Genomic DNA, 21952 nt, shown 5'->3' with positions numbered 1-21952 from the left:
TTTAAATACAAAATGAAATGTTAAAAAAAACCTACAAAAATTCCTCTAAGTGGAAATTATATAACTTTTAACATCTGTCCGACAACTATAAACGCTTCTACAGCCCTATCTAAGTGCTCTTTAGTATGTGCAGCAGATAATTGAACCCTAATTCTGGCTTTATCTTTGGGCACAACAGGAAAGAAGAATCCGATTACATAAATTCCCTTCTTCAAAAGCTCATCTGCCATTGTTTGCGACAATTTTGCATCATATAACATAACAGGAACTATCGCAGAGTCTCCATCAATAATATCAAAACCTGCTTTTTTCATTCCCTCTTTGAAATAGTTTGTATTCCACTCTAATTTATCTCTTAAAGAAGTATCTTTTTCTAATAATTCAAAGACCTTTATAGATGCCCCCACAATTGCCGGCGCAAGTGAGTTCGAAAACAAATATGGTCTAGAACGTTGACGTAATAATTCTATTATTTCTTTTTTTGCTGTTGTATAACCACCCATTGCTCCGCCAAGAGCTTTACCTAAGGTTCCCGTTATAATATCAACTCTTCCCATAACACCTTTTGCTTCAAGCGTACCTTTACCTGTTGCACCAATAAATCCGGCAGCATGACATTCATCTACCATAACCATAGCATCGTATTTATCTGCCAGGTCGCAAATTTTATCTAATGGCGCTACAAGACCATCCATTGAGAAAACACCATCGGTAACAATTAATTTAAAACGCGCTCCGGCTTCATTAGCCTTGATTAATTGCTGTTCTAAATCCTCCATATTACTGTTTTCGTAACGGTAACGCGCTGCTTTACACAAACGCACACCATCTATAATAGAAGCATGATTTAAACTATCTGAAATTATCGCATCGTTTTCTCCCAACAAAGGCTCAAAGACCCCACCATTAGCATCAAAAGCAGCAGCGTAAAGAATTGTATCTTCTGTACCATAAAACTCAGCGATTTTTTTCTCTAATGTTTTATGAATATCCTGAGTTCCACAAATAAAACGCACAGATGACATTCCGAAACCGTGAGTATCCATCGCATCTTTTGCTGCCTGAACTACTTCAGGATGTGATGAAAGACCTAAATAATTGTTGGCACAAAAATTCAAAACTTTTTCTCCTGTCGAAATAGTAATTTCAGCACCTTGTGCAGAAGTTATAATTCGTTCCTTTTTGAAAATTCCATTTTCTTCAATAGTCTGCAACTCACTTTGCAAATGTTCTTTTATTTTACCGTACATTTTTTATTTATTTAAAACGTTAAAATTAACAAATTAGACCTCTTAAAACCCAAATTATAATTTAACACCTGATTAATTTCTTCACAAATTTACCACATCGATTTCTGTTCCTATATATACCAAAGCCTTTTTTAACACTTTATACCCTAAATCTTCAATAGCATTCTGATATTCCTGAATTTGCTGTGTGTATTTTGAATTCACAGCTCCGGTTTTATAATCTAAAAGATATGCTTCTTTATCTGGAGTCAATACGATTCGGTCCGGCTTCAAAATCCTTCCTTCTTTCTGAACAATCGTTTGTTCATTTAGAATAGTATAATTTCCATCAAAACAAATACTGAGTTCAGGATGATGCACAATTTCCTGCAGAGATCCTAAAACCATATCCATTTGATCCACTTTAATCAAACCATTTTCGATTGCTTTTGTAATTGCCAAATCGACATCTGACTTGTCTTTAACAAAAGCCAGAATCTCGTGAATTATATTTCCGTATGCGATTGCTTCTTGTTGATGCGTTCCCCACATTAAAGCTTCACGCTGTGCTATCTTAATATTTTTAGGATTTAAAACTTCTGACACAACAGGTATTGTTTTTACCAAATCGACTGCTTTTATTGGCAACGAAAGCTTGACCTTATTTCCAAACTCATATTCTAGCTGCTCAGAATCATACAATCCTTTATGAATTAGATATTTAATAAAAAAAGAAGCCATATTACTCGGGAACTCTCCGTCTTTTCTTTCTTTTAGAGATTGTGAGATTACATACAACTGCTCTTCTGCACGGGTTAATGCTACATAGAGAACATTTATATTATCGAGTAATTCTTCTTGTTTTTTTAAATTAAAAACAGCCGAAGCACTTTCTCCAAAACCCTCAACCGCGCTGCTGTTATCAATCAAAGCCTTTGGCACATCCAGATCAGCACCGTCAGTATCAAGCCATAACTTATCTTTTGGCTTGCGATTATAATCTTCTTCAGCAAAGGGCATTATCACCACAGGAAACTCCAATCCTTTCGACTTATGGATCGTCATAATTCGCACCGCATTAATTCCTTCAGGAGACGGAATACTAAACTTCTCCCCGTTTTTATCCCAATAAGTCAGAAAATCAGCAATTCCGGCCTGATTTCTAATATCCCGTTCTAAAACAATATCCAGAAAAAACTGAATATATGCATTTCCTTCTGAAAGAGGTATAAATTTTGAAATAATAACTTCTACTGCTTCGTAAAGTGATTTTTTCCGAACATTTTCAAAAGAAAGAGAAACATCAAAAGTCAAAAGCCATTTTTCAAAATCAACTTCAATCTTTTGCGCCATTCCTTTTGCAATGAAATCATGCACCGGCATTTCAAGCTCTTTGTTTGAAGCTAAAAAATGCAAGAAATTAGCTTTCGATTCCAGATCAGCACTATTATTTAGATATTTCAACAAATGAACGATCAAACGAACTTCAACAGCATTCTGAATCATCAATGTTTCTGAAGACAAAATAGGAACTCCTTGTTCCGTCAAATAATTTGCAATTGCAATTCCCTGATCTCTTTTTCGGGTCAGAATAACAATATCATTATACTCAAAACCTTCACTATTTACTTTTTGAATTGTATTTAAAGTTGCTAAAACATACAAATCTGATTTCTCTACAACTTCTTCTTCATCAGCAAAATCATTTTTCTCTATTATCGGAAGAAAAGAAATATTGACATAACCTCCGTTTTTTGAATTCGACTTTTGAAAACTGTGATTCTCGTATAAATCCTTATAATCTTCATTAGAAAACTCTGTCGAAATCAACTTAAAAAAATCATTATTAAAATCAATTACTTCACTAAAACTTCTGTAATTGGTATCTAAATGTTTTATTACCTTATCCTTATTATTGAAGGGATTTAAGCCCTTACTCAATTCTATAAATTGCTCTGCTTTTCCTCCTCGCCAACGATAGATAGATTGTTTGGGATCTCCCACAATCATCAAAGTTCCTTTATTTCCAAAATCATCTAAACCAGAAAGCGAATTATCGATTAACGGGATCAGGTTTTGCCATTGCATCTCTGAAGTATCCTGAAATTCATCAATAAAAAAATGACGATACCGTTCTCCAATACGCTCATAAATAAAAGGGGCTGGCTGGTTTTGAATTTCCCGATGAATTATAGCATTAAATTCTGAAATTGATAAGATATTTTGTTCAGATTGTATTTTTGCCAATTCATTACTAACGGTATTTAACAGGGAAAGTGGCGTAATATTTTTCAGGAATGCTTTATAAAAATCTCTTTTTTCGAAATTTTTATAAATCTTCTCTAAAATTTGAAGTAGTTCAGGAATTATATTTTCGATTAATGCTTTGTCTTTAGCCGTTTTATTAATTGCAATATCATCAAACTCATGAAACGTTTTATTACGGGGATTAAATTTCCCGTCACGAATACTTTCCAGATGATTTGGGAAGGTTCCTCTGGAAAATGATTTTAAATCAATACCGCTTTTATCAATAAGTGAAAGCGCTTCCGTAGCAAAATTTCCATTTTCAGATTCCAGGTCTTTACAAAGAGCCAGCATCTTCTTTTTTATTACAACAAACTCTTCGATAGATTTATCCTGAAAATGAGAAATTTCATTTCGGTTATTCTCATTAAGAACTAGTCTTCCGGTATCTAAAATTTCACGTGAAATGTCCCAACTTTTATCATCGTCAGTTTTCTCCATCGTAAAGTCAATCAATAATTTCGTCAAAGTTTCATCCTGACCAGCCTGCGCAATAATCGCATCAACTGCTTCTACCAATAGATTTTCAGTATCTAAAGTTACCTCAAACGTCATTGGCAAATTCAAATCATGTGCAAAAGCACGAATCACTTTATGCGTAAACTTATCAATTGTAGAAATATCAAAAGCAGCATAATTATGAATAAGATGTTTTATTATGCTTTGAGACTTTATTTTGATTTTAATGATAGAAAGACCTGTATCGCGAGACAAATCTTCCATTAGGTCAAGTGCTTTTGCCGAAGGCTCTTCTTTTGCAAATTCAGACAAGCTCCCTACAATACGGCTTTTCATTTCGTGAACCGCTTTATTAGTAAATGTTATCGCTAGAATATTTCGGTAAGCATCATTTTTAGAAGAAGAAAGAATAATTTTAAGATATTCCTTAACCAAAGTATAGGTTTTTCCCGAACCTGCAGAGGCATCATAAAGAGAAAAGGACGGACTTTGCATAACTTTAGTTTTATACTGCAAAAATAGCACAATAAATATTAAACCCCAATAATAGAAAATTCCAAATTCCAATATCTGCCCGCAATGAATACGTCAAATATTGGAATTTGGAATTAATTATTCTTTTGAATTTTATAAAATAACTAAGCTGTTTTTGGAAAGACTCTTTTATTAAAAACTAACAAAATTCCCACTCCTGTAGAAATGGCCATATCAGCAACATTAAAAATAGCATTAAAGAATGACACATCTTCACCACCCCAAATAGGAAACCAATTTGGCAAAGTTCCTCTCCATATCGGAAAATAAAACATATCTACCACTAAACCATGAAACCAGGTTCCGTAAGGTTCCGGAGAAAAAAGTGTTGCAAGATTACCATTACTGTCATCAAAAATAACCCCGTAAAAAACAGAATCGATTATATTTCCTGCCGCACCTGCAAAAATAAGCGCAATTGCAACGACTAAATAAGTCGAATGACGCTTCTTGATCGAATCAGACAACCAATAGGCAATTCCGAAAACAGCAAAAATTCTAAAAATAGTTAAGATCAATTTTCCATATTGCCCCGGTATTTTTGTACCCCAGGCCATTCCTTCATTTTCGATAAAATGAATTCTGAACCAATCAAAAACTACCACCTCATCACCTAAAGCAAAGTTTGTTTTTACATAGATTTTTGAAAGCTGATCAACAATTAAAACTAAAAATATAAGGAAATACGCTTTTCGTAATGACATTTAAATAAATTTTGATGGGCAAAAGTAACAATTTAAACAAAAAAAACGCCCCCTAAGGAGCGTTAATTCTTTCACAACACAAACTTAGATGCGTCGGCTTATTTTAATCACTATCAAAAAGTTTATTTTTTAACCGTTGACTGGACAGGTTTCTTTGGACTATCGGCAAAAAAATCAGAGATAGACTTAAGCAAACCTTTACCCTCTTTTCCTGCTGTTGCCTTCTTGGCTTCAGCCTTTTTCACATCGGTTTTAAATTTAATGCGGATTTTTTCAAAATCTTTCAATCTGCTCTCCACATCAGAGTTCACGTCTTTGAATTTCAATACTTTAGCCATTGTGTAAGTTTTTTATGTTAAATAAATAAATTATTAATGATTTGGTATTACAATAATACATAATTTAATTTATATTTGTTAGTAAAAATTAACACTTGTTTAAATCGAAAAGCAACATTTTTCACTAATAGACATCGAAATGAATTAATTTTAACAATTCCCCCAAATCCTACAAATATGAATGAGATCACATCCACACTAAACGACTTCCTGGTTAACACCAAATCTTCTGCTGCATTAATCTTAAATGGAAAAGGAAAATTAATCACATCTTTAAATATAGATTACGGAGACAGTGTCGCTGCAATGAGCGCTGCAATTTTATCAATGAGCGAAAAATTCTTAATTGATTTAGACAAAGGTGTATTAAAACAGCTTTTTTTAAAAACATCTGAAGGGGTTGTCGTTGGAAATAAAATAAGCGGTACTAATTTTATTATTGCTTTTTCAAAAGACGGAAGCAATCTGGGTTTATTAATGCGGTCAACAGATGAAGTTGCGACAGAATTGAGTAAGAATTCCCTATTAAAATAACATAAATCTATTCACCCAACAAATCCACCTAAATTATGAGTAACGACTTTTTAAATGTGTTTTTAAACGAAATGAAAACCAACGTAAATGGATTTATAGCAGTGGCTGTAACCGAAATTGAATCAGGATTAAGTTTTGGAAATTTAACAGTTGACCCCGGTTTTGATCCTGAACTTGCAGCAGCTTACAACCTTGAGGTTGTAAAGGCAAAACTAAACGCGGTAAAGGCCTTAAACTTAAACCAGGACATTGAAGATATCCTGATTACTCTTTCGAATCAAATTCACATTATCGACATTTCTCCAAACAAAAAATTCATGATTTATCTTGCCGCAGATGCAAGTAAGGCAAATTTAGGAATGACAAGAGCTGTCTTAAGAAAACACAAGTTAGAGCTAGAGAAAAACTTAGCTTAATTTTTTAGTTCTATTTTAAATTAGAGCTATCTGTATTCAGGATAGCTCTAATTTAAAACAAACAATCTTCGCCCCAAATCGAATGCTTTTACTTCTTACAAAAAAAAGCGGATACAATTTCGACTTCTTTTTAGAAATTGCAATTAAATTCTTTCAAAAGCTTTACAGCCATCCATAAACACATTTTCGCAAAACATTAAACAAAAAAAAAAAACGCCCCTAAAAGGAGCGCTTATTTTATTAAGTATTTATTATCGTTGCAAGTTTTTCGCTTCGATACTCATTGTAGCATGAGGAACGATTTTTAGCCTTTCTTTGCCAATTAACTTTCCTGTTACTTTACAAATACCGTATGTTTTATTTTCAACACGGAATAATGCATTTTTCAGATCGCGTATAAACTTTTCCTGTCTGATAGCCAACTGTGAGTTTGCTTCTTTTGACATTGTTTCGCTTCCTTCTTCAAATGCTTTAAAAGTTGGAGAAGTATCATCTGTTCCGTTATTCAAATCATTCATATAAGCACTTTTTATTAAATCCAGATCGGCTTGTGCTTTTTGTATTTTATTTTGAATTATTTCTTTGAACTCAGCTAAATCAGCATCAGAGTATCTTGTAATTTCATCTGTCATGGTATTTATATTATTTTGAAATTAATATCATTGTTTTTATATCATCGAATTCAATTTCTGTGCCGTTTTCTAATGCATCCACAAAAACCAATTCATCTGTTAATGTCTCAGACTTTATATAGTCTATATTTTTCAGAATTGCTTCTTCTAAAATACCGCTTCTTTTTATTTGAACTTTAATTTTATCAGTAACCTCAAATCCAGAATCTTTACGGATATTTTGAATTCTGTTTACCAACTCTCTTGCGATTCCTTCGTTTTTCAATTCTCCAGAGATTGTGATATCAAGCGCAACTGTTATTCCGTTTGAATTTGCAACCAACCAGCCTTCGATATCCTGAGATGTTATTTCGACATCTTCTAATGATAAAGTTACACTATTTCCAGCAATAACAATGTCTAACGTGCCTTGCTTGTCTAATTGATTAATCTGATCTGCAGAAAAAGATTGTATCTCTTTGGAAATCAACCCCATATCTTTACCAAAACGCGGACCTAACGCTTTAAAATTAGGCTTAATTTGTTTTACCAGTATATCTGAATCATCCTCTAAAAGTATGATTTCCTTAACGTTTACCTCCGCTTTTATAAGCTCAGAAATTGCCTGAATTTCGGCTCTTTGATTTTCATCAAGTACCGGAATCATTACCTTTTGCAAAGGTTGACGCACCTTAATCATTTCCTTTTTACGAAGCGATAAAACAAGAGATGAGATGGTTTGCGCCTTCTGCATTTTGCTTTCTAACGTTTTATTAACAAAGTTTTCGACAAATTTTGGGAACTGAGCCAAGTGAACACTGCTATATTGCTCGGTTCCTGTAGAAGTCGTTAAATCACGGTATAATTTATCCATGAAAAAAGGAGCGATCGGAGCGCTTAATTTACTGATCGTTAACAGACAAGTATAAAGCGTTTGATAAGCTGCAATTTTATCGTGGGCATATTCTCCTTTCCAGAAACGACGACGACATAAACGAACATACCAGTTACTCAGGTTTTCCTGAACAAAGTCAGAAATTGCTCTTGCTGCTTTGGTAGGCTCATAATCCGCATAACATTCATCAACAAATTTTATTAATGTATGCAATTCAGATATAATCCATTGATCGATTTCAGGTCTTTCGTTTAACGGTATTTCCGCTTCAGCGTATTTAAATCCATCGATATTGGCATATAACGAAAAGAATGAATAGGTGTTGTATAATGTTCCGAAGAATTTACGACGTACCTCAGCAATTCCTTCAAGATCAAATTTTAAGTTATCCCAAGGATTTGCATTCATAATCATGTACCAACGTGTGGCATCAGGACCGTATTCTGCAATGGTTTTAAAAGGATCAATTGTATTCCCTTTACTCTTAGACATCTTAATTCCGTCTTTATCTAAAACCAAACCATTCGAAACTACGTTTTTATACGCTACTTTATCAAAAACCAATGTTCCGATTGCGTGCAATGTATAAAACCATCCACGAGTCTGATCTACACCTTCTGCAATAAAATCAGCAGGAAAATCTTTATTCTCGTCAATTTTGTCTTTATTCTCGAAAGGATAATGCCATTGTGCATAAGGCATTGCTCCAGAATCGAACCAAACATCAATTAAATCGCTTTCGCGTTTCATTGACTGGCCGGAAGCCGAAACTAAAGTAATTTGATCGACTACATTTTTATGCAGATCCACTAAATCATAATTAGATTCAGACATATTTCCGATCTCGAAACCTTTAAACGGATTTTCTTTTTGAAAACCTGCTTCAATAGATTTTTCAATCGCATTGTACAATTCTTCAACAGAACCAATAAGAACTTCTTCTTTTTTATCTTCTGTTCTCCAAATTGGCAACGGAATGCCCCAATATCTAGAACGAGATAAGTTCCAGTCGTTGGCATTTTTCAACCAATTCCCAAAACGTCCTTCACCAGTAGACTTAGGCTTCCAATTGATAGTTTCGTTCAGGTCGAACATTCTATCTTTTACATCGGTTACTTTTATGAACCAGGAGTCTAGCGGATAATATAATAACGGCTCGTCAGTTCTCCAGCTGTGTGGATAACTGTGTACGTATTTCTCAACCTTAAAGGCTTTATTCTCTTCTTTTAATCGAATAGCAATTTCTACATCTACAGAACGCTCCGGAGCTTGTCCTGCATCATAATATTCGTTCTTTACGTATTTACCGGCAAGATCTCCTAAATGCGAAGTGAATTTTCCTTGTAAATCGACCAAAGGAACTGCCGTTCCGGTTTCGTCTAAAACTAACATTGGCGGAATTTCTGGTTTTGCTTCTTTTGCTACTTTAGCATCATCAGCACCAAAGGTTGGGGCGGTATGTACAACTCCTGTTCCGTCTTCTGTAGTTACAAAATCTCCGGCGATTACTCTAAATGCATTTTCAGCATTTTGATAAGGCAATACATATGGCAATAATTGTTCGTAACGAATCTCGACTAGATCTAAACCTTTTCCTTCTGCTAGTATTTTGTACGGAAGTTTTTTATCACCTTCTTTTACATTAACAAAGTCATCATCGTCTTCACTTGCAAAAAATCCTTTCCCGAATTGTTTACCAACTAAATTCTTTGCTAAAACAACATTGATTGGTTCGAAAGTGTATTGATTGAATGTTTTTACTAAAACGTAGTCAATTCTTGGACCAACTGTCAATGCAGTATTCGACGGCAATGTCCATGGAGTTGTCGTCCAGGCCAAGATGTGAATATCTCCAAAACCTTGTAAAAATGAAGGCAATGTTTCCGGCAATGTTTTAAACTGTGCTACAATTGTAGTATCTGTAACATCACGATAAGCTCCAGGCTGATTTACTTCATGAGAAGACAATCCTGTTCCTGCTTTAGGAGAATATGGCTGAATTGTGTATCCTTTGTACAACAAACCTTTATCATAGATTTGTTTCAAAAGCCACCAAACAGACTCCATATATTTAGGTTTGTAGGTAACATATGGATCTTCCATATCTACCCAATATCCCATTTTTTCGGTCAGGTCATTCCACACGTCAGTATAACGCATTACGGTTTTTTTACACGCTTCGTTATATTCTTCGACAGAAATTGTTTTACCAATATCCTCTTTTGTAATTCCAAGTTCTTTCTCGGTACCTAATTCTACTGGCAATCCGTGAGTATCCCAACCGGCTTTTCTTTTTACCTGAAAACCTTTTTGAGTTTTATATCTGCAAAAAATATCTTTAATCGCACGTGCCATCACGTGGTGAATTCCCGGTAATCCGTTTGCTGAAGGCGGACCTTCAAAAAATACGAAAGGCTCTGCACCTTCGCGAGTAGTTACACTCTTTTCAAATATATTTTCTTCCTTCCAAAAATCAAGTACTTCTGACGCTACCGCTGGTAAGTCAAGTCCTTTGTATTCAGTAAATTTTGTGCTCATTTTATCCTTTTCTTAAACGAGGTGCGAAAGTAAGGAATTTTGGATTATTGACCATCAATTTCTTGAAATTTCACAAACTTTTGTTGAGATAATTGGTACAAAAACATAAGAATTGATTAGTTTCCGGTACTAATCTCAAAAAACCGAGTTAATAATCCAGAAACCAATCAATTCTAAATATTATTTTTTATATAAAAAAAGTCTTTTTAAATCTCACTAAAGCATGAGTTATTAAGAAAATATTTCTTTCAAAACATCAAGGGATTTTGGCCTTTTAAAGCCATCTAAATGAAAACTGTAATAATCAATCAGAATTTTTAATAAAATCTGTCTCTCGATGACATGAAAGACTTTTTGGGCGTTATCAAATTTCAAATCTATTAGTTTTTTAAACAAATTTGTTTCGTGTTCCGTAAGCGCACTCAAACCATGAAAGTGCGTAAAAACACCATCGTTCATTTCAAAATATGGCAAATCAATGTCTGATGTATCAGGATAAAAACCCAAATATTTTGTTATTTCTAAAAGTAAAATCAAATGAAAATTAGAAATTTCATCATGATGATCCAACCAGGTTAAAGCTGTTTCTAAAAAAACAAAAAGTGACTCATTTTTTTCTTCTTCCTGAATGGAGTAATGCAGCATTTCTGATAAAAACATCACCATTGTGCTTTTTACAATATCAGTATGAATGCTCTGAAAAGGGACTGCTGTTTTTATTTCTTTGAAATTTTCTAACGTGCCCTTATTTTTATGCACGGCTTCGATTTCGAGAATTGATAATGGCTGAAAATAAGCAATTTTCTGACTGGCTTTCCGACTCGAAAAAGCATCACGTACAAAATACGTTTTCAAGCCGTTTGAAAGCGTAAAACATTTTACAATCAAACTTTTCTCCTGAAATTTTAATGACGAGATTACTATTGCTTTGGTTTTTACTAACAAAATAAGATTTTAAATATTATTCACGAAGTTACTTTAACCTTTGAACATAAGGACAAAATAAACACGATTTTCACTAATTGTCATTAATTAGTTGCTGAAATTAATTCCACCAACCCGATTAACATAATTAAATTTTGGGCAAATTCGTAAAATCTGTGCTTTTAAAAACAAAGATGCCTTCACACATCTTTTAAAAAGATAAATGAAGGCATCTTAAAATCTTCGGTTAAAATTTATACTACGCCCTGAGCAAGCATAGCATCTGCAACTTTAACAAATCCTGCAATATTAGCTCCTTTTACGTAGTCAATATATCCTGATTTATCTGAACCGTATTTTACACATGAAGCATGAATTGCTAACATGATTTCTTTTAATCTTTGATCAACTTTTTCAGAACTCCAGCTTAAACGCAAAGAATTCTGTGACATTTCAAGTCCTGAAGTTGCAACACCTCCGGCATTAGAAGCTTTTCCTGGAGCAAATAAAATTTTAGCATTTACAAAAGCGGTAACTGCTTCTGGCGTAGATGGCATATTAGCTCCTTCTGCAACAGCAATACATCCGTTAGCAACTAAAGTTTTAGCTTCATCACCATCTAATTCATTTTGAGTAGCGCAAGGCAAAGCAACATCACATTTTACTTCCCAAGGACGTTTTCCTTCTACATATTTTGCATTAGGATATTTCGATACATACTCACTGATTCTTCCTCTCAATTCATTTTTAAGCTCCATTACAAAAGCTAATTTCTCAGCATCAATTCCGTCTGCATCATAGATATATCCATTAGAATCAGAAAGAGTAACTACTTTTGCGCCTAATTCGTTGGCTTTTTCTACTGCATATTGCGAAACATTTCCTGAACCGGAAACAACAACCGTTTTCCCCTTAAAACTATCTCCTTTTGTCTCCAGCATGCTCTGAGCAAAATAAACTGTTCCGTATCCTGTAGCCTCTGGACGTATTAACGATCCTCCGTATTGAATTCCTTTTCCTGTCAGAACTCCGGTAAACTCATTTCTTAATCTTTTGTACTGACCAAATAAATAACCAATTTCACGACCACCTACTCCAATATCACCTGCAGGAACATCAGTATTATCACCAATATGTCTTGAAAGCTCTGTCATAAAACTTTGACAGAATTTCATGATTTCATTATCTGATTTTCCTTTTGGATCAAAATCAGAACCACCTTTTCCACCACCCATTGGTAATGTTGTTAAACTATTTTTGAAAGTTTGCTCGAAAGCTAAAAACTTTAAAATGCTTAAATTAACTGATGGATGAAAACGCAAACCGCCTTTATAAGGTCCTATGGCAGAGTTCATTTGAATTCTATATCCTCTGTTTACCTGAATTTCGCCTTTATCGCTTAACCAGTTTACTCTAAACATGATAACACGTTCAGGCTCAACCATACGCTCTAAAAGCATTTTATTCTGATATTTTTTATTTTCTTCAATAAAAGGAATTACCGTTTCGGCAACTTCTAAAACTGCTTGTAAAAACTCTGATTCATTCGGGTTTTTTTCGCTAACCGAATCCATAAAAGCGGCAATACTTTGTGACATGATTATTAGATTATTAATATTTAAGAAAACGTTTTCGTTAATGGCAAATGTACTCTAAATTGATATTTACTAAAAAAAAAATTAAACATCAATTACAACTTTTGTCTATAATATGACTTATCTGAAATATCTACGTTTCAGGTTCGCTAATTTACAGTAATTTGACACTGTTATATTCATTATTTTAATATTTTTAATAAAAATTCATTAATCGGACTTTGTATTAAGAATTATTAGTAAAAATAAACAGAAAGCCCCAATTCTTTAGAGTTGGGGCTTTCTGTTTTTATGCAAGAGCTTGCTCAATATCTGCAATTAAATCTTCAGCATCTTCGATACCAACACTTAATCGAACCAAATCGTCAGTAATACCAACTTCAGCTCTTTTTTCTGCCGGAATAGAAGCATGTGTCATTAAAGCCGGATGATTGGCCAACGATTCAACTCCGCCTAAAGATTCCGCCAAAGTAAATACTTTCAACTTTTCTAAAAATGCAATAGAATCTTCTTTTTTACCTGATTTAAAAGTAAAAGAAACCATTCCGCCAAAAGCTTTCATTTGCTTTTTAGCAATTTCATGAAACGGATGGCTTTTTAAACCCGGGTAATAAACTGTATTTATTTTAGGGTGATTGCTTAAATATTCTACTACTTTTTCTCCGTTTTCGCAATGTCTTTGCACTCGTAACGAAAGTGTCTTGATCCCTCTTAAAACCAAAAAACTATCCATTGGTCCAAGTGTTGCGCCAGTTGCAAATTGCTGAAAATGCAATTGTTCTCCTAAAGCCTCGTCTTTTACAATCAAAGCTCCGGCGATAACATCAGAGTGTCCTCCTAAATATTTTGTAGCAGAATGCATTACAATATCAGCTCCCAAATCAAGTGGTTTTTGCAAATATGGTGTTGCAAATGTATTATCAACAGCAAATAAAATATTATTCGCTTTAGTAATTTTTGCTACTTCCTGAATATCTGCTAATTTCATTAACGGATTTGTAGGTGTTTCAACCCAAATCAATTTCGTATTTTCGTTAATCAAGGATTTCAATTTCTCGATATCTGTCATATCAACAAAATGAAATTTAATTCCTGAATCTTTATAAATGCGTGAGAACATTCTATATGTTCCACCGTATAAATCATCCATCGCAATGATTTCGTCACCAGCTTTAAACGATCTTAAAACACAATCTGTCGCTGCTAAACCTGATGAAAAAGCCAATCCCCGAGTACCATTTTCAATACTTGCCAAAGCATTTTCTAAAGCCGTACGAGTTGGGTTCGACGCCCTGCTATACTCATAATCCGCCAAAGGTTTTCCCGGACTTGTTTGTATAAAAGTTGAAGTTTGATATACCGGAGGCATAACAGCTCCTGTACTTGGATCATGATGTTGACCGCCATGTATAACTTTAGTATTGAATTTCATAATGTTACAAATTTTAAATGCTTAAACGTGGTACAAATTTACCGTTTAATTTATTTTAATCCTGATACAACTTCTTACCTTTGTATATAATTAACACTTTTTGATATGAAACATTATATTTTATCAGCCTTTTTGTTTTTAGTACTCACAAGTTGCCACAAAGAGCTTGCATTTGAAAATGAGACATTTGAAAAAGAATCTACAATTACTTGTAAAAAAGATTGCCCAAAAATTACTATCTCAGTTCCTGTCGCCAAAAATGTTCCTATAGTTGCTGACAGCATCAACAAAAAAGTGTTTTCGGTTATAAAAGAGATTGTTTATTTTGAGGAAGATCCATCAAAAGCAAATGATTATAAAAGTCTGGCAGCCTCTTTTATTACTTCTTATGAAGAAATGCACAAAAAATTCCCTTCTGAAACTTTTGGCTGGGAAGGCAAAATAAAAGGAAACGTCGAATTTGAATCCGATCAGATTATCAATATAAAACTTGACCATTATACTTTTACCGGTGGCGCTCATGGTTATCAGGGTTTTCGATCTTTATTATTCGATCCTAAAACCGGAAAAACCATTTTTACCCATCAAATATTCAAAAACGAAAAAGAATTTAAAGCTTTCGCCGAAAAAGAATTCAGGGCGAAATATAAAATTCCAGAAAATTTAAATATTAATGCTACAGGATTAATGTTCGAAAATGACAAATTTCAATTACCTCAAAATATCTTTTATACCAATAAAGGTTTGCTTTTATATTACAACTCTTATGAAGCTGCTTCGTATGCAGATGGTGCAAAAGAGATTTTGTTTCCTTATGAAAAAGTGAGTAAGTATTTGAAGTATCAATAATTTATTTTTGACTTGAAATATCGATAATTTGGCTAAAGCCAATGAACACAACTCATTAATCATAATCTCCAGTTAAAGCGCAATGTCATTAAATCAAGCTTTTTTTTAAACAATTATGGCTAAAAAATTCGCGCAAAGTTGCAAAGTTGCAAAGGAAATGGATGTAAACTTAGCGCCTTTGCGCAAGATCTATTCGACAAAAGAATCATAGATCTTCCCTTACTAATGACATTGAGCTTTAGCTGGAGGCAATTCAAAAAACGAAAACCCTTTATGTTAAACGCACTGCTGTGCGCCTCTACGATCAAACTCTACAGAAAACCTTTGCCACTTTGTAGCTTGAACCTCTGAACCTTAAAAAAAACCTTTGTATTAGACGCACTGCTGTGCGCCTCTACGATCAAACTCTATAGAAAACCTTTGCCACTTTGTAGCTTTGAACCTCTGAACCTTAAAAAACCCTTTGTATTAGACGCACTGCTGTGCGCCTCTACGATCAAACTCTACAGAAAACCTTTGCCACTTTGTAACTTTGAACCTCTGAACCTTATTTAGTCCCTTCCTGAAAATCATATTTCATTTTTCTAAGAATCCTCAACGCTTCTTTAAAAGATAAATAGATATTTCCAAAAGGTTTCAAAAGCAATTTAGCGTCAATCAGCTTTTGCTTGGCATCATCAAAACCATTTAAATAACAAATCATAAAAGTTGATGGAAGATTCTCCAGGTCTTTTAGTTCCCGTTCAGATAATGCAATACCTTTTTGCAGTTTTTGAAGCAATGCAGTATTTGCATTATAAATATGATACAACATTTTTCTATTGAATTCCGGTGGCTGAAAAAGCATTTCCCGATCGATCTTATAATAACCGTTATCAAAAAAGTGAATTGTTTGTTTCTCTAAAGGATAAAAACTTGTTTTATCATTTAATCCAAGCGGAACATATTCGGTTATCGTAAAACTATCGTCGTCAAAAACAATCGTAACCACATCCTGAGCCGAATAAAAAAGTTTAATTTGTTCGTTGATCAATTCGATATCAACACGTGACAAAAAGGTTTTATCACGGGATTTATTAGAAACTCCCGCCCAGCAAATCACAAATAATTCTTTAAAAACATGATATTTAGGCGACATGTCTTTGTGCCTGAAATTCATAAAATCGATTACCCCATCAAGTGTATACTGAATACTATTGCGGGAACTATTCTCGATCCCAATTACGGTTTCAGTATTTTGATAATTTTTTTCAATTTCTCCTTCAACAGGAACAGAGTTGCTGCCGCGTCGTATAAAAACACTATTGGCCGGAGTTGTGTGAATTCCTTTTTTGAAATACGATATTTTGCTTTTGGGTTTAATGGTAACCAACCCTACTACCTTATCTTTTGGAAGATTCGGAAACGGCACATTTTCGTATTGAATTTTAGGCGGATTTTCCAGAAAAGCATTTACCAGATTCTGAATTCTGCTATCGTCGAAAAAGTCATCGCCAACAATTTCGTTATCATGATCTTCGACTCCAACCACGATATACGAATTATTAGTTGGGTTTGAATTCGACAACGCACAAATGTGTTTCAGAAACTTCCCCTTGCCTTCACGAGAATGCAAATTCAATTGCCTTTTTTTGTCATAAAAACTGCTCTCATCATTATGAGCAAGTAGATTTTTTATTAAAAGGCGTTTATTGATCATAGTTTAGTTTTTTTCTGCCACGAACTGCACTAATTTACATTAATTTTATTTATCCGAAACACTTTTAAATTTGTATTACTCCAAATTTAAAACTTCAAAATAAAGCTCCAGCGGAGCGTTATATTTATAGCTAATAATACATGTCTATCAAGAAGCAAAGCTCCAGCGGAGCGATATCTGAGCACTGATTTATATAATATTTCACCCCGATGGGTTGATGTTTAATAAATTTAAAAAAATCTATAAATATGGCGTCCCGCTGGGACTATGATAATCATAATAAAAAATAGAAATAAATAATATTTTACACTCTCTTAACAATTGTCGACGATGCTTGTGCCGTACTCATCACTACTAAATCAGCAATGTTTACATGATACGGTCTTGAAACTACAAAATGAATAATGTCTGCAATATCTTCTGCCTGCAATGGATCAAAACCTTTATAAACATTCGAAGCCTTTTCTACATCTCCTTTAAAACGCACTTCGCTAAATTCTGTCGCTACCATTCCGGGATGAATTGCTCCAACACGAATATTAAAAGGATTTAAATCAATTCGCATTCCGGCAGTTATAGCATCAACTGCATGTTTTGTACCGCAATACACATTTCCGTTTGGGTAAACTTCTTTGGCCGCCGTTGAACCTATATTAATAATATGTCCGGACTTTCTTTCTGTCATTTTCGGAATCACTGCTTTCGAAACATACAAAAGCCCTTTTACATTGATATCAATCATAGCATCCCAATCGTCTAAATCTCCTGTCTGAATCGGATCTAAACCATGGGCATTTCCGGCATTATTGATCAAAATATCAATATCTGAAAATGCAGCAGGAAGAGAATCAATTTTTTCAAGAACATCTTTTTTATCGCGAACATCAAATGATAAAGAATGTACTTCTGTAAAAGCCGAAAGCTCTTTTTCAAGCTCCACTAAGCGGTCTTTACGTCTTCCGCAAAGCACAACTTTATAATTATTCTTAGCCATTATTTGTGCGGTTGCTTTCCCAATTCCGCTTGTAGCTCCAGTAATCAAAACTGTTTTTTTCATTGTAAATATTATTTTTAACACATAGATACATAGTTTAAAGCTTAAAAAAGGCGTTTTACTTTGCATGAATTCATCGCTATGTAAAAATGATTTATCATCTATTTTTACCTTATTCAAAACAATAAAAATCTATGATTCTATGTGTTTATTTATTTTGCCACAGATTAAATGGATTAAAATGATTTTATAATCCATTTAATCTGTGGCATAAAAATTTTTAATCTTTCCTGATCCAATTATCTAAATCCAACTGCATATTGAGAGCTGTCCAGGTTTCACTATCCATTTCCCGAACAAATTTTTTATCCCTATTAATAACAAAACCAATCTTTTCATAGCATTTGATGGCACTCGTATTAAAGTCAAAAACATTGAGCTCAACATTTCTCTGCTTACTATTTTCAAGAATAAATTCCAGAAGCAAAGTCAGGATTTGTTTCCCAATTCCTTTTCCCCGAAGCAATTCATCCATAATCAGAATCCTTCCCAGATTTGCAAACTTGTCTTTAAAACAAATTTGACAATGTCCGATAGTCGAATCATTAGAAACATTTACAACCCTAAAAGCAATCCTGTTTTTATCAGAAAGCGATCTCTCTATTTGTTCTTCTGTTAAAGGAAAAGTGAATTCCGGTCCTGCAAATTGCATCAATTCACGGGCATCCTTAATACTATTGATTAATTGTGAATAGTCTTTTGTATCGAATTTTTCTAATCGTATCATTTCAGAATGTACTATTTAAGGCACATCATCTCCCATACTTTCTGTCCAGACAGCAAACCAGTCTTCTTTATCCATTTCTAATTCTACAGCTTTCATAAGCGATTGAATTCTGGCAATATTTACTGTTCCCGCAATTGGAGCTACTCCTGAAGGATGTTTTAAGATCCAGGCTAACAAAAGCGTATCAGAACCGAAACCATATTTCTGAACCAAATCAGACAATAATTTTTTCAAACGACGTGTTTGTTTGGTATCTTCTCTAAAAACAGTTCCAAGAGGATTCCATGACAATGGTCGGATTCCGTGTGTTTGCATATAATCTAAGCTTCCATCTGTCATTGGCTCATAATGTGTAGCCGAAAATTGCACCTGATTGTAACTTACTTCTGTTTTCTGACGAATCAATTCCGTTTGAGAACTCGTAAAATTCGAAAGTCCAAAATCAATAATTTTTCCTTCTGCTTTTAATTGTTCTACTGCCTCTGCAATTTCATCGGCCTGCATTAAAGGACTAGGTCTGTGCAATAAAAAAACATCAACATAATCTGTTTTCAGTTTTTTTAGTGATTCCTCAACAGACCAAATAATATATTCTTTAGAATAATCGTAATGTTTGATTTTGTTTTCCGGGCGTTTTTCAGCAATCATCTGAATTCCGCATTTAGTAATTAATTGTAATTTCTCTCTCGGGATTTTGCTGTTATGAAATGCTTTTCCAAAATCAGCTTCTGTGGTATAAGATCCGTAAATGTCTGCGTGATCAAAAGTTGTAATTTTGTTTTCGATACATAGCTGTATCAGATTCTCCATTTCTTTAGTTGTAAGGTTTTTATCCCAAACTCCCCAATTCATAGTGCCCGAAATTATGGGCGATAATGCTGTTTTACTCATGGTTGTATTGCGTTATTTTTGGTAATAAATATGCTTTTCTGAAGCATAATCATCAAAGTTCTTAAAAATATAAAAATAGATTCACAATTAGTCCTTAAAATTAGGTCGTTGGTCGAAGTTTTAACCATTCTTTAACATCTTACTTCTCAAAAAATATTCAATTTGCACTCTCAAAAGTAAGGCATAAAAATCAAGGTTTTAAAAAGGTTTTAAAAATATTCATATGGAAGAAAATACAACGACTTTAGACATTAGAGCGATAAATGAAAAAATTGAAAGAGAAAGTGCTTTTATAGACCTTCTTACAATGGAAATGAACAAAGTTATTGTGGGCCAGAAACATATGGTCGAGCGTTTACTAATTGGACTTCTGGGACAAGGGCACATTTTGCTTGAAGGTGTTCCGGGATTAGCCAAAACTTTAGCGATAAATACTTTGTCGCAAGCAGTGCAGGGTTCATTCAGCCGTATTCAGTTTACTCCCGACTTATTACCTGCCGATGTAGTTGGTACGATGATTTACAACATCAAAGCAAATGAGTTTTCGATTAAAAAAGGACCAATCTTCGCTAATTTCGTCCTTGCCGATGAGATTAACCGTGCTCCGGCAAAGGTTCAGTCGGCACTTTTGGAGGCGATGCAGGAAAAACAAGTAACAATTGGCGACACAACTTTCAAACTTGATCGTCCGTTTTTAGTATTGGCAACTCAAAATCCTGTTGAGCAAGAAGGAACATACCAACTTCCGGAAGCGCAAGTCGATCGTTTTATGCTTAAAACCGTAATTGATTACCCAAAAATTGACGAAGAGCGTTTTGTAATTCGTCAAAACTTAAAAGGATCTTACGAAAAAGTAAATGCAGTAGTTTCTGTAGAGCAAATTTTACGTGCTCAGGAAGCGGTTCGTGAAGTTTACATGGACGAAAAAATCGAAAAATATATCTTAGACATCATATTTGCTACTCGTTACCCAGAGAAGTACAAACTTGCGGACTTAAAACCTCTTATTAGTTTTGGAGCATCACCACGTGGAAGTATCAATTTAGCTGTTGCAGCAAAATGTTACGCTTTTATCAAACGTCGTGGATATGTAATTCCGGAAGATGTTCGTGCTGTTGTACATGATGTTCTACGTCACAGAGTTGGAATCACGTATGAGGCTGAAGCTGAAAACATTACTTCTGTAGACATTATCAACAAAATCGTAAACGAGATTGAAGTACCTTAAAAATTTGTTTAATGTTTCAAGTTTCAGGTTGTTGTAAAGCAAACTTGAAACTTGAAACTTCTAAACTTTAAACAAATAAAATGGATACAAAAGAGCTTTTAAAAAAAGTACGGAAAATAGAAATCAAAACCAAAAGACTGAGTAATCATATCTTTTCGGGAGAATACCACTCTTCATTCAAAGGGCGCGGGATGACTTTTAGTGAAGTACGTCAATACCAATACGGCGATGATATTCGTAACATCGATTGGAATGTAACTGCACGCTACAACGAAGCCCACGTAAAAGTTTTTGAAGAAGAACGTGAATTGACCATGATGTTAATGGTAGATATCTCGGGTTCAGAAGGTTTTGGTTCAAAAAGTCAATTCAAGAAAGACATCGTCACCGAAATTGCGGCAACGATGGCTTTTTCGGCTACACAAAATAATGACAAAATTGGTTTAATATTATTTTCTGATAATGTAGAATTGTATATTCCGCCAAAAAAAGGCCGTTCACACGTTTTAAGAATCATTCGTGAATTGATCGAATTCGAACCAAAAAGTCAAAAAACAGATGTTGGAGCTGCTTTAAAATTTTTATCAGGAACTCAGAAAAAGAAAGCAATCGTTTTTGTTATTTCTGATTTCATGTCTGAAAATTATGAGCAAACCTTAAAAATTGCTTCCAAAAAACACGATATTACTGGAGTTCGCGTATATGACATTCGTGAAGAGAAAATCCCGAATTTAGGGATGGTTACGATGCTTGATGCCGAAACTGGAAAAATTCAACTGGTCGACACAGGTTCAAAAACGGTGCGAATGAATTACGAAAAACATTATCACGACAGAGTGAATTATTTCAAAGAAATATTCAGTAAATCTGGCGCCGGCGTCGTAAACACAAGAGTTGACGAGAATTATGTGACTAAATTGTTGGGATATTTCAAATCAAGATAATTTTAGATTTCTTAGACTTCTTAGATTGTTAGAATATTAGATTT

The 21952-nt window shown here is 34.0% G+C and carries 18 protein-coding genes; 5 read left to right on the top strand and 13 right to left on the bottom strand.

Annotated features, from left to right (window positions below):
* Positions 1-56: 56 nt before the first annotated feature.
* The 4 genes from kbl to ACQKCJ_RS02125 form a co-directional block, all read right to left on the bottom strand.
* A complete protein-coding gene (kbl, locus tag ACQKCJ_RS02140) occupies positions 57-1250 on the bottom strand; it encodes a glycine C-acetyltransferase (RefSeq protein ID WP_271337241.1) in 1194 nt (397 codons plus the stop codon).
* A gap of 81 nt (positions 1251-1331) precedes the next feature.
* A complete protein-coding gene (locus tag ACQKCJ_RS02135; RefSeq protein WP_427401254.1) occupies positions 1332-4490 on the bottom strand; it encodes a UvrD-helicase domain-containing protein in 3159 nt (1052 codons plus the stop codon).
* A 143-nt stretch (positions 4491-4633) separates the two neighbouring features.
* Entirely contained in the window at positions 4634-5233 is a 600-nt protein-coding gene (locus ACQKCJ_RS02130; RefSeq protein WP_271337239.1) for a lipoprotein signal peptidase, read from the bottom strand.
* A 122-nt stretch (positions 5234-5355) separates the two neighbouring features.
* Positions 5356-5571, bottom strand: coding sequence for a hypothetical protein (locus ACQKCJ_RS02125; RefSeq protein ID WP_427401253.1), 216 nt, complete (start codon positions 5569-5571; stop codon positions 5356-5358).
* 177 nt (positions 5572-5748) lie between these two features.
* Here ACQKCJ_RS02125 and ACQKCJ_RS02120 point away from each other — a divergent pair, with 177 nt between their 5' ends.
* Both ACQKCJ_RS02120 and ACQKCJ_RS02115 read left to right on the top strand, forming a co-directional pair.
* The gene (locus ACQKCJ_RS02120) at positions 5749-6105 is read left to right on the top strand and encodes a roadblock/LC7 domain-containing protein (protein WP_427401252.1); all 357 of its coding nucleotides are present in this window, start codon (positions 5749-5751) and stop codon (positions 6103-6105) included.
* 35 nt (positions 6106-6140) lie between these two features.
* Positions 6141-6521, top strand: a complete 381-nt coding sequence (locus tag ACQKCJ_RS02115; protein WP_271337236.1) for a hypothetical protein — start codon at positions 6141-6143, stop codon at positions 6519-6521.
* Positions 6522-6772: 251 nt separating this feature from the next.
* On the opposite strand, the gene ACQKCJ_RS02110 is transcribed toward ACQKCJ_RS02115, so the two are convergent.
* The 5 genes from ACQKCJ_RS02110 to ACQKCJ_RS02090 all read right to left on the bottom strand — a co-directional run bounded on the left by ACQKCJ_RS02110 (position 6773) and on the right by ACQKCJ_RS02090 (position 14516).
* Positions 6773-7153, bottom strand: coding sequence for a TraR/DksA family transcriptional regulator (locus ACQKCJ_RS02110; RefSeq protein ID WP_072964239.1), 381 nt, complete (start codon positions 7151-7153; stop codon positions 6773-6775).
* A gap of 10 nt (positions 7154-7163) precedes the next feature.
* Positions 7164-10565: an isoleucine--tRNA ligase gene (gene ileS / locus ACQKCJ_RS02105; protein WP_427401251.1), complete on the bottom strand. Its 3402-nt coding sequence runs from the start codon at positions 10563-10565 to the stop codon at positions 7164-7166.
* Between the two features lie 231 nt (positions 10566-10796).
* Positions 10797-11510, bottom strand: a complete 714-nt coding sequence (gene recO, locus ACQKCJ_RS02100) for a DNA repair protein RecO (protein WP_271337234.1) — start codon at positions 11508-11510, stop codon at positions 10797-10799.
* Positions 11511-11743: 233 nt separating this feature from the next.
* Positions 11744-13087: an NADP-specific glutamate dehydrogenase gene (gene gdhA, locus ACQKCJ_RS02095; RefSeq protein WP_271337233.1), complete on the bottom strand. Its 1344-nt coding sequence runs from the start codon at positions 13085-13087 to the stop codon at positions 11744-11746.
* A gap of 286 nt (positions 13088-13373) precedes the next feature.
* Positions 13374-14516: a cystathionine gamma-synthase gene (locus tag ACQKCJ_RS02090; RefSeq protein ID WP_271337232.1), complete on the bottom strand. Its 1143-nt coding sequence runs from the start codon at positions 14514-14516 to the stop codon at positions 13374-13376.
* A gap of 105 nt (positions 14517-14621) precedes the next feature.
* Here ACQKCJ_RS02090 and ACQKCJ_RS02085 point away from each other — a divergent pair, with 105 nt between their 5' ends.
* Positions 14622-15365, top strand: coding sequence for a DUF3298 and DUF4163 domain-containing protein (locus ACQKCJ_RS02085; protein WP_271337231.1), 744 nt, complete (start codon positions 14622-14624; stop codon positions 15363-15365).
* 547 nt (positions 15366-15912) lie between these two features.
* Here the strand turns inward: ACQKCJ_RS02085 and ACQKCJ_RS02080 are convergent.
* The 4 genes from ACQKCJ_RS02080 to ACQKCJ_RS02065 form a co-directional block, all read right to left on the bottom strand.
* Positions 15913-17064, bottom strand: coding sequence for an ATP-binding protein (locus tag ACQKCJ_RS02080; protein ID WP_427401250.1), 1152 nt, complete (start codon positions 17062-17064; stop codon positions 15913-15915).
* A gap of 304 nt (positions 17065-17368) precedes the next feature.
* On the bottom strand, positions 17369-18121 hold the full coding sequence (locus tag ACQKCJ_RS02075) for an SDR family NAD(P)-dependent oxidoreductase (RefSeq protein ID WP_271337229.1): 753 nt from the start codon (positions 18119-18121) through the stop codon (positions 17369-17371).
* 217 nt (positions 18122-18338) lie between these two features.
* Complete coding sequence (locus tag ACQKCJ_RS02070; RefSeq protein ID WP_427401249.1) at positions 18339-18845, bottom strand: GNAT family N-acetyltransferase; 507 nt, start codon at positions 18843-18845, stop codon at positions 18339-18341.
* A 15-nt stretch (positions 18846-18860) separates the two neighbouring features.
* Positions 18861-19736, bottom strand: a complete 876-nt coding sequence (locus ACQKCJ_RS02065) for an aldo/keto reductase (protein WP_271337227.1) — start codon at positions 19734-19736, stop codon at positions 18861-18863.
* 223 nt (positions 19737-19959) lie between these two features.
* Here ACQKCJ_RS02065 and ACQKCJ_RS02060 point away from each other — a divergent pair, with 223 nt between their 5' ends.
* Both ACQKCJ_RS02060 and ACQKCJ_RS02055 read left to right on the top strand, forming a co-directional pair.
* A complete protein-coding gene (locus ACQKCJ_RS02060) occupies positions 19960-20964 on the top strand; it encodes an AAA family ATPase (RefSeq protein ID WP_072964260.1) in 1005 nt (334 codons plus the stop codon).
* A gap of 80 nt (positions 20965-21044) precedes the next feature.
* Entirely contained in the window at positions 21045-21908 is an 864-nt protein-coding gene (locus ACQKCJ_RS02055) for a DUF58 domain-containing protein (RefSeq protein WP_271337226.1), read from the top strand.
* Positions 21909-21952 lie beyond the last annotated feature (44 nt).

Source organism: Flavobacterium sp. NPDC079362 (assembly GCF_050267765.1).
In the GTDB taxonomy this organism is placed as follows: domain Bacteria; phylum Bacteroidota; class Bacteroidia; order Flavobacteriales; family Flavobacteriaceae; genus Flavobacterium; species Flavobacterium azizsancarii.
This window is presented reverse-complemented; position numbering and strand designations above follow the sequence as displayed.